Genomic DNA, 8,493 nt, shown 5'->3' with positions numbered 1-8,493 from the left:
CAGAGGCACCGGCTGCTGCACCGGCTCCGGCCGCTGCCGCTCCTGCCGCAGCTCCCGCACCGGCTGCCGCGGCCCAGGCCAAGGCTCCGGAAGCTGCCCCGGTGGGTGCACCCAGCCGTGACGGCACCAAGGTTCACGCAGGCCCCGCAGTGCGTATGGTCGCCCGCGAGTTCGGCGTCGAGCTGGGTGAAGTGAAAGGCACCGGTCCGAAAGGCCGTATCCTCAAGGAAGACGTGCAGGCGTTCGTCAAGGAACAGCTGCAACGCGCCAAATCCGGCGCGCCGGCTGGCGCTACCGGTGGCGCGGGCATCCCGCCGATCCCGGAAGTCGACTTCAGCAAGTTCGGCGAAGTGGAAGAAGTGGCAATGACCCGCTTGATGCAGGTCGGCGCCGCCAACCTGCATCGCAGCTGGCTGAACGTGCCGCACGTGACCCAGTTCGACTCGGCCGACATCACCGAGATGGAAGCCTTCCGCGTGGCCCAGAAAGCCGTCGCGGAAAAGGCTGGCGTCAAGCTGACCGTGCTGCCGATCCTGCTCAAGGCCTGTGCCCACCTGCTCAAGGAAATGCCGGACTTCAACAGCTCGCTGGCTCCCAGCGGCAAGGCGCTGATCCGCAAGAAGTACGTGCACATCGGCTTTGCCGTGGACACCCCGGACGGTCTGCTGGTCCCGGTGATCAAGAACGTCGACCAGAAGAGCCTCCTGCAGCTCGCCGCCGAAGCCGCCGAACTGGCCGAGAAAGCGCGCACCAAGAAGCTCTCCGCCGACGCCATGCAAGGCGCCTGCTTCACCATCTCCAGCCTCGGCCACATTGGCGGCACCGGCTTCACGCCGATCGTCAACGCGCCGGAAGTGGCGATCCTGGGTGTCAGCAAGGCGACCATGCAGCCGGTGTGGGACGGCAAGGCCTTCCAGCCGCGCCTGATGCTGCCGCTGTCGCTGTCCTACGATCACCGCGTGATCAACGGGGCGGCCGCCGCGCGCTACACCAAGCGCCTGTCCGACCTGCTGGGCGATATCCGCACCCTGCTCCTGTAAGTGCGGCTGTTGTAACTGTTGTACAGGGCAGGCCACGCCTGCCCTTCCTCTCGACGAGCACGCCACGCTCGTTCTCTCCAGCCCTGCCGGATGGCGGGGCTTCTTTTTTTCCGCACCGTCGATCAAGGCGGCTCCCGCCCTGGCTCAACTTCGCGGTGTGACGGCCGATACAGTCTTGGCTTGTCATGGCCCCGTGCCTCATGCAAATCTTGCCAACGCCCATAGAAGTCGGGCGAGGCCATGTACCTCGTCCAGCACCCTGGAAATCCACCGCGCATGAAGAGTCATCCCGATGCCGCCAGCCGTCAGGCGGCCGAGGTTGTCACGCAGCTTCCCGTCCCTTCCAGGCTCGGGATGCTGCGCTTCGAGCGCCTGAACGAACCCAGCTGGACCCTGCTGTTCCTCGATCCCGGCTGCGAGCGCCAGATTGGCGTGCCGGCCCAGGACCTCTGCGGCATCCTCGATGCACCCTACGCCAGCCTGATGGAGCCCGAGGCGCGCCATCGCCTGCATGAACAGGTGCAGCAGCAACTGCTCAAGGACGGCCGCTACCGGGTGCGCTACCTGCTCCACTCGCCGCGCGGCACGCTGAATGCGCTCGAGGTCGGCGAAAGCTTCCAGCAACACGGTCGCCAGTTGCTCCACGGCTACATCCTGCAGGACGAGGGCGACGAGCAGAGCAGCGAGCTGGACCCGCGCCTGCTGGACCTGGAAGCGCAGAACATCCGCCTGAAGATGTCCCTGGAGATGTACCAGCGCTCCCAGGACGAACACCTGCAGCACCTGGTACGCTCGCGCACCCAGCAGAACCTGATCGTGCGCCTGGCGCGGCACCGCTACCTGTCCAGCGACCCGCTGCTCGAAGCCGCCCAGCTGATCGCCCAGGCCGCCTGCGAGGCCTACGACGTGGCCCGCGCCGGTATCTGGCGACTGCACCCGGACCATCGGCTGGAAGCGGTGACCATCTACCGCCGCGACACCGACCAGTACGAAAAACCCCAGGACATCGACGCCAGCAACTTCCCCAACTACCTCGACGCGGTGCACAGCGGCCGCGCCATCGACGCCCACAACGCCCAGCAGGACCCGCGCACCCAGGAACTGGCCAAGCGCTACCTGCGCCCGCAGGGCATCAGCGCCATGCTCGACGCCACCATCCGCGTGGGCGGCGAGGTGGTCGGCGTGCTCTGCCTGGAACACGTCGGCGAAGTGCGCATGTGGCAGAGCGACGAGATCGCCTTCGCCGGCGAACTGGCCGACCAGTACGCCCAGGTCCTGATGAACCACGAGCGGCGCAACGTTTCCAGCGCCCTGCACCTGTTCCAGCGCGCCGTCGAGCAGAGCGCCAGCGCCTTCCTGCTGATCGATCGCGACGGCCTGGTGGAGTACGTCAACCCGAGCTTCACCGCGATCACCCAGTACGGCGCCGATGAAGTGCGCGGCCGTCGCCTGCCGGAGCTGCCGGCATTGGCCAACTTGAGCGAGCTGCTGTTCGACGCGCGCTCCACCCTGGTCACCCAGAACAGCTGGCAGGGCGAGTTCCGCAGCCGGCGCAAGAACCTCGAGCCCTACTGGGGCCAACTGTCGCTGTCCAAGGTCTACGACGACAAGGGCGAGCTGACCCACTACATCGGCATCTACGAAGACATCACGCAGAGCAAGCTGGCCCAGCAGCACATCGAGAAGCTCGCCTACCGCGACAACCTCACGGGCCTGGCCAACCGGCACTTCTTCATCAACGCCCTGGAAGAACGCCTGCAGGTGGGCAGCGAGCATTCGCTGAGCCTGCTGCTGGTGGACATCGACAACTTCAAGCGGATCAACGACAGCCTGGGCCACCAGACCGGCGACAAGCTGCTGGCCAACCTCGCGCGGCGCCTGCGCAGCAGCCTGAGCGACAGCGCCACCCTGGCGCGCTTCGCCAGCAACGAATTCGCCGTGTTGCTGGAAGAATCCGTGGCCGGCCGCGGCGAGAAGGTCGCCGCGCAGATCCTCGACGTGCTCGACAAGCCGTTGTTCGTCGACAACCAGTTGATCAGCATCACCGGCTCCGTCGGTATCGCCTACGCGCCGCAGCACGGGCACGACCCGCAGACCCTGATGAAGCACGCCGGTCTCGCGCTGCACAAGGCCAAGGCCAACGGCAAGCACCAGGTACAGACTTTCACCGAGGCGATGACCGCCGAGGCCAGCTACAAGCTGTTCGTCGAGAGCAACCTGCGCCGCGCGCTGGTGCAGGACGAGCTGGCGGTGCACTACCAGCCCAAGCTGTGCCTGCGCAGCGGGGCGCTGCTCGGCCTGGAAGCCCTGCTGCGCTGGCAGCATCCGGAGAAGGGCATGATCCGCCCGGACCAGTTCATCAGCGTCGCCGAGGAAACCGGGCTGATCATCCCCATCGGCAAATGGGTGATCCGCCAGGCCTGCCGCCAGGTACGCGAGCTGGCCGCCAAGGGCCTGGGCGAACTGCACATGGCGATCAACCTGTCGCCCAAGCAGTTCAGCGACCCCGACCTGGTCGGCTCCATCGCCGCGATCCTCCACGAGGAAAGCATCCCGGCCTCGCAACTTGAGCTGGAGCTCACCGAAAGCCTGCTGCTGGACGCCACCGACGACACCCGCCAGCAGCTGGAGCGCCTGAAGAGCCTTGGCCTGACCCTGGCGATGGACGACTTCGGCACCGGCTATTCATCGCTGAGCTACCTGAAGAAATTCCCCATCGACGTGATCAAGATCGACCGCAGCTTCATCAAGGACATCCCGGACAATCAGGACGACATGGAAATCACCTCGGCAGTGATCGCCATGGCCCACAACCTCAAGCTGCAGGTGGTCGCCGAAGGCGTCGAGACCGCCGCCCAGCTGGCCTTCCTGCGGCGCAACCGTTGCGACATCGGCCAGGGCTACCTGTTCGACAAGCCCATCCCCAGCCACGACCTCTCTTCCAGCCTGCAGCGCTACCCCTGCCGCCCGCACTGAGCCGCCCTGCCGCGGCGTGCCCGCCGCCATCCCCGCTAGCGGAAAAAACGCTGTAATCTTCGGCGAGTACCCGAGTCTATTGCCGCCCCCATTCCGAGGAGACGAATGCCATGACCCTGCGCTCGCAAATACTTGCCCACAAGCTGGAACTGCCCAGCTCCGCCCAGGCCCTGCCGGGGCGCGAGAGCCCGATGCCGGTGCCCGAAGCGCATTACGTCAATGGCCGCCCGCTGACCGCGCCCTTCCCCGCCGGCGTGCAGCAGATCGTTGTCGGCCTTGGCTGCTTCTGGGGCGCCGAGCGGCGCTTCTGGCAACAGCCGGGCGTGTGGGTTACCGCGGTGGGCTACGCGGGCGGCTTCACGCCGAACCCCACCTACGACGAAGTCTGCTCCGGCCTGACCGGCCACAGCGAAGTGGTGCTGGTGGCTTACGACCCGCGCGAAACCAGCATCGAAGCACTGCTGAAGGTGTTCTGGGAATCCCACGACCCGACCCAGGGCATGCGCCAGGGCAACGATACCGGTACCCAGTACCGCTCGGTGATCTACTGGTTCGACCAGGCGCAGAAAGCTGCAATCGACGCCAGCCGCGCGGCCTTCCAGAAAGAACTGAGCGCCAAGGGCTACGGCGAGATCACCACGGAAATCCGCGAAGTGCCGCCGTTCTACTACGCCGAGGCCTACCACCAGCAGTACCTGGCGAAGAACCCCAACGGCTATTGCGGTCTGGGCGGCACCGGCGTTTGCCTGCCGGCGTGAACCTGCTTTGGTAGGAGCGAGCAAGCTCGCTCCTACAGGAAGAGCCGCGGTCACCGGCTGCGTAGGAGCGGACTCCGTCCGCGATGGGCCGAGCCCCGCGCCAGGGCCATCGCGGATGAATCCGCTCCTGCGAAAGCAAAAAGAAAAAGCCCCGGCACTGCCGGGGCTTTTCTTATTCGGCGATCAGCCAGTCCACCTGGCTGCTGCCTTCGCTCTGCGCCAGCGTCTGCGCCAACCACGGCAGCAGCCCGCGCAGCTCTTCATCCAGCGGCCACGGCGGGTTGGCGATGACCAGCCCGGAGCCGTTCAGGCGATCCGCCGTGTCGGCCGGGTGCACGCACAGCTCCACGCGCAGCAACTTCGGCGCCGAGCTTTTTTCCAGGCGCTGGTAGAAGCGCTTGAGTTGGCGGCGGTCCTTGATCGGATACCAGATGGCGACCACGGTCTGGCGCATGCGCCCGATGGCCTCGTCCAGCGCGGCCACGCAGCGTTCCAGGTCGTCCGGCTGCTCGAAGGGTGGGTCGATCAGCAGCACGCCGCGCTTCTCCGCCACCGGCAGGAAGGCGCGGGGCAGCAGCCAGCCGTCGCCCTGGTGCACCGAGATGCGCCGCTCGCCGGCCATGTTGGCCTTGAGCAGGCGGCCGTCCTCGGGATGCAGCTCGTTGAGCAGCACGCGGTCCTGCGGGCGGGTCAGGCGACGCGCCAGCTCCGGCGAGCCCGGGTAGAACTCCAGGCCGCCATCGGGATTCAGCGCGTTCACCACACCGAGATAGTCCTGCAGCAGCTCCGGCAGGTCATCGCGCTCGATCAGGCGGCCGATGCCCGACTCCCATTCGCCGGTGCGGCTGGCTTCATCGCCCAGCAGGTCGTAGAGGCCGATGCCGGAATGGCTGTCGAGATAGGCGAAGGGCGTGTCCTTGCGCGCCATCAGCGCGAAAATGCGGGCGAGGACGATATGTTTCAGCACGTCGGCGTGGTTGCCGGCGTGGTAGGCATGGCGGTAGTTCATCGATAGCAGGCTCCTCAAGGCGCGCAGTTTAGGTCCTGCGGCGGGTGCGGTGCGAGTCCGCCGTCGCCGGGGCCTGCCGGGAGGTCGGGCGTTTTAGCCCTTTATCACGCTCATGGATGATTCTGTGCGCGCTTCATTCACCGGACTAGACTGCGCCGATTCCCACGGAGGTCGATCCATGTCCGAGACCCTGCTCAGCTCCCGCAACCTCGCTTTCGAACTCTATGAAGTGCTTGATGCCGAGGCACTGACCCGGCGCGAACGCTTCGCCGACCACAACCGCGAGACCTTCGACGCCGCCCTGGGCACCGCCCGCGGCATCGCCGAGGAGCTGTTCGCCCCGCACAACCGCAAGAACGACGAGAACGAACCGCAGTACGTCGATGGCGGCGCGGTGCTCATTCCGGAAGTGAAACCGGCGGTGGACGCCTTCAACGAGGCTGGTTTCCAGAACGCCTCGCGCAGCTTCGAGCAGGGCGGCATGCAGTTGCCGCACCTGCTTTCGCGGGCCTGCTTCGCGCACTTCCAGTCGGCCAACATCGCCACCTCGTCCTACCCGATGCTGAGCATGGGCGCCAGCCACCTGATCGAGACCTTCGGCAGCGAAGAACAGAAACGCCTGTTCCTGCAGCCGATGATCGAGGGCCGCTGGTTCGGCACCATGGCCCTGACCGAGCCCCACGCCGGCTCGTCCCTGGCCGACATCCGCACCCGTGCGGAACCTGCGGGCGACGGCAGCTACCGGATCAAAGGCAACAAGATCTTCATCTCCGGCGGCGACCACCCGCTGTCGGACAACATCGTCCACATGGTCCTGGCCAAGCTGCCAGACGCCCCGCCGGGCGTTAAGGGCATCAGCCTGTTCATCGTGCCGAAGTTCCTGGTCAACGAGGACGGCTCCCTCGGCGCGCGCAACGACGTGACCCTGGCCGGACTGTTCCACAAGATGGGCTGGCGCGGCACCACCTCCACCGCGTTGAACTTCGGCGATAAAGGCGAGTGCGTCGGCTATCTGGTCGGCAAGCCGCACCAGGGCCTGGCCTACATGTTCCAGATGATGAACGAGGCGCGCATCGGCGTCGGCATGGGCGCCATCATGCTCGGCTACGCCGGTTACCTGTACTCCCTGGAATACGCCCGCGAACGTCCGCAGGGCCGCCCGGTGGACGCCAAGGACCCGACTTCCGCGCCGGTGTCCATCATCGAGCACACCGACGTGCGCCGCATGCTGCTGACCCAGAAGGCCTACGTCGAAGGCGCCTTCGACCTCGGCCTGTATGCCGCGCGCCTGGTGGACGACTGCGAAACGCTGCCGACCGAGGAAGAGCGCAAGCAGGCCCACGAGCTGCTCGACCTGCTCACGCCCATCGTCAAATCCTGGCCCTCGGAGTTCTGCCTGAAGGCCAACGAGCTGGCGATCCAGATCCTCGGCGGCCACGGCTACACCCGCGAGTACCCGGTGGAGCAGTACTACCGCGACAACCGCCTGAACCCGATCCATGAAGGCACCCACGGCATCCAGTCGCTGGATCTGCTGGGCCGCAAGCTGGCGCAGAACAACGGCGCCGGCCTCAAGCAGCTGACCCGCCTGATCAGCCAGTGCTGCGAACGCGCCAGCGCACACCCGTCGCTGGACAAGTTGCGCGAGCCGCTGGAACAGTTGATGGCGCGCCTGTCCGCGACCACCCTGAGCCTGCTCGGCGACCTGATGCAGGGCCGCGTGGCGCAAGGTCTGGCCAACTCGGCGCTGTACCTGAAGGTCTTCGGCCACGCCGTGATCGGCTGGCGCTGGCTGGAGCAGGCGATTCGCGCCGAGGAAGGGTTGGCAGCCGGCAACGCTGCCGACACCGACTTCTACCGCGGCAAGCTGCAGGCCGCGCGTTACTTCCTGACCTGGGAAGTGCCGTCCTGCCACCATGACCTGACGCTTCTCGAAGCCCGCGACGATACCTGTTCCACCATGCAGGACGCCTGGTTCTAGGTTCCTGCATGACTCTTGCGCCCCGGTCACGTCCGGGGCTTTTTTATGCCCGCGGACAAGCCGCCGCGACGCAGCAGAGCTGCCGATTGAATTGAAGGAATTTTCAGACACCAACACCTGACCAGGCTGACAGCGAAGCCAGGGCCATTTGCCGTTGAATGGCGCCCGCGCAACTTTTCGCCTTCATGACCATGGCCACCTATACCTCTTTCCCCGCTATCGCCTCACAGCGTTTCCTTCAATTGTTGCCGCTGCTCGCCGTCACGACGGCGCTGGGCCTGGTGCTTTGCCTGTTCAACACCGGCCCGGCAGACGCCCTGCCCAAGGATGCTTCCCTCAGCAACGCAGCCTTGTCGCTGAATGCGCAGCCCATCTTCAGCGTCCCCAGCGCGGAAGCCTTCCAGCACGCCGACGATTTCCTGCTGAGCATCGACAAGGCCATGGCCAATGGCCTCGAGGTGCTACGCGACGGCGATGGCAAGTCGATCGCCTCGCAGAGCCGCTATTTCAACGCCCTGGTCAACGCCGGCTACGCCCAGTTCGGCTCGTCCTACTACGACCCGCTGGGCAGCTGCGGCGCGACAGGCAGCTCGGCCCGCCACCTCTGGCACACGCAGATCCGCGCCGCCAGCGGCGCAGCGAACAGCGCCGGCGAGATGAGCAAGGCCCGCACCACCTTGCAGCGCGACCGCCTGGCCTGCCTCGAAGCCGTCCGGCCGCCCCTGGACG

General features: G+C 66.2%; 6 protein-coding genes. 5 read left to right on the top strand and 1 reads right to left on the bottom strand.

Annotation, left to right across the window (positions count from 1 at the left end; translation table 11 throughout):
* The 3 genes from aceF to msrA form a co-directional block, all read left to right on the top strand.
* Window positions 1–1,040, top strand: a 1,040-nt coding sequence (gene aceF, locus ACCC94_RS25135) for a dihydrolipoyllysine-residue acetyltransferase (RefSeq protein WP_413352342.1), incomplete at its 5' end; no start/stop codon positions are given.
* Between the two features lie 276 nt (window positions 1,041–1,316).
* Entirely contained in the window at window positions 1,317–4,016 is a 2,700-nt protein-coding gene (locus tag ACCC94_RS25130) for a putative bifunctional diguanylate cyclase/phosphodiesterase (protein WP_413352341.1), read from the top strand.
* A gap of 110 nt (window positions 4,017–4,126) precedes the next feature.
* Window positions 4,127–4,774 carry a peptide-methionine (S)-S-oxide reductase MsrA gene (gene msrA, locus ACCC94_RS25125; protein WP_017520467.1) on the top strand — a complete coding sequence of 216 codons (648 nt, stop codon included), beginning with the start codon at window positions 4,127–4,129 and terminating at the stop codon, window positions 4,772–4,774.
* Between the two features lie 172 nt (window positions 4,775–4,946).
* On the opposite strand, the gene ACCC94_RS25120 is transcribed toward msrA, so the two are convergent.
* Complete coding sequence (locus ACCC94_RS25120; RefSeq protein WP_413352340.1) at window positions 4,947–5,783, bottom strand: 23S rRNA (adenine(2030)-N(6))-methyltransferase RlmJ; 837 nt, start codon at window positions 5,781–5,783, stop codon at window positions 4,947–4,949.
* A 178-nt stretch (window positions 5,784–5,961) separates the two neighbouring features.
* Between ACCC94_RS25120 and ACCC94_RS25115 the strand changes: the two genes are divergently transcribed.
* Window positions 5,962–7,764 (top strand): acyl-CoA dehydrogenase, encoded by a 1,803-nt coding sequence (locus ACCC94_RS25115; protein WP_413352339.1) that lies wholly within the window; start codon window positions 5,962–5,964, stop codon window positions 7,762–7,764.
* Window positions 7,765–7,922: 158 nt separating this feature from the next.
* Window positions 7,923–8,493: hypothetical protein (locus ACCC94_RS25110; protein WP_413352338.1), on the top strand; the 571-nt coding region annotated here is incomplete at its 3' end.

This window comes from Pseudomonas sp. Pseusp97, assembly GCF_047304025.1.
Taxonomy (GTDB): Bacteria; Pseudomonadota; Gammaproteobacteria; order Pseudomonadales; family Pseudomonadaceae; genus Pseudomonas.
Note: the sequence above shows the minus strand (reverse complement) of the source record. Positions and strands in the feature narration are given on the sequence as shown.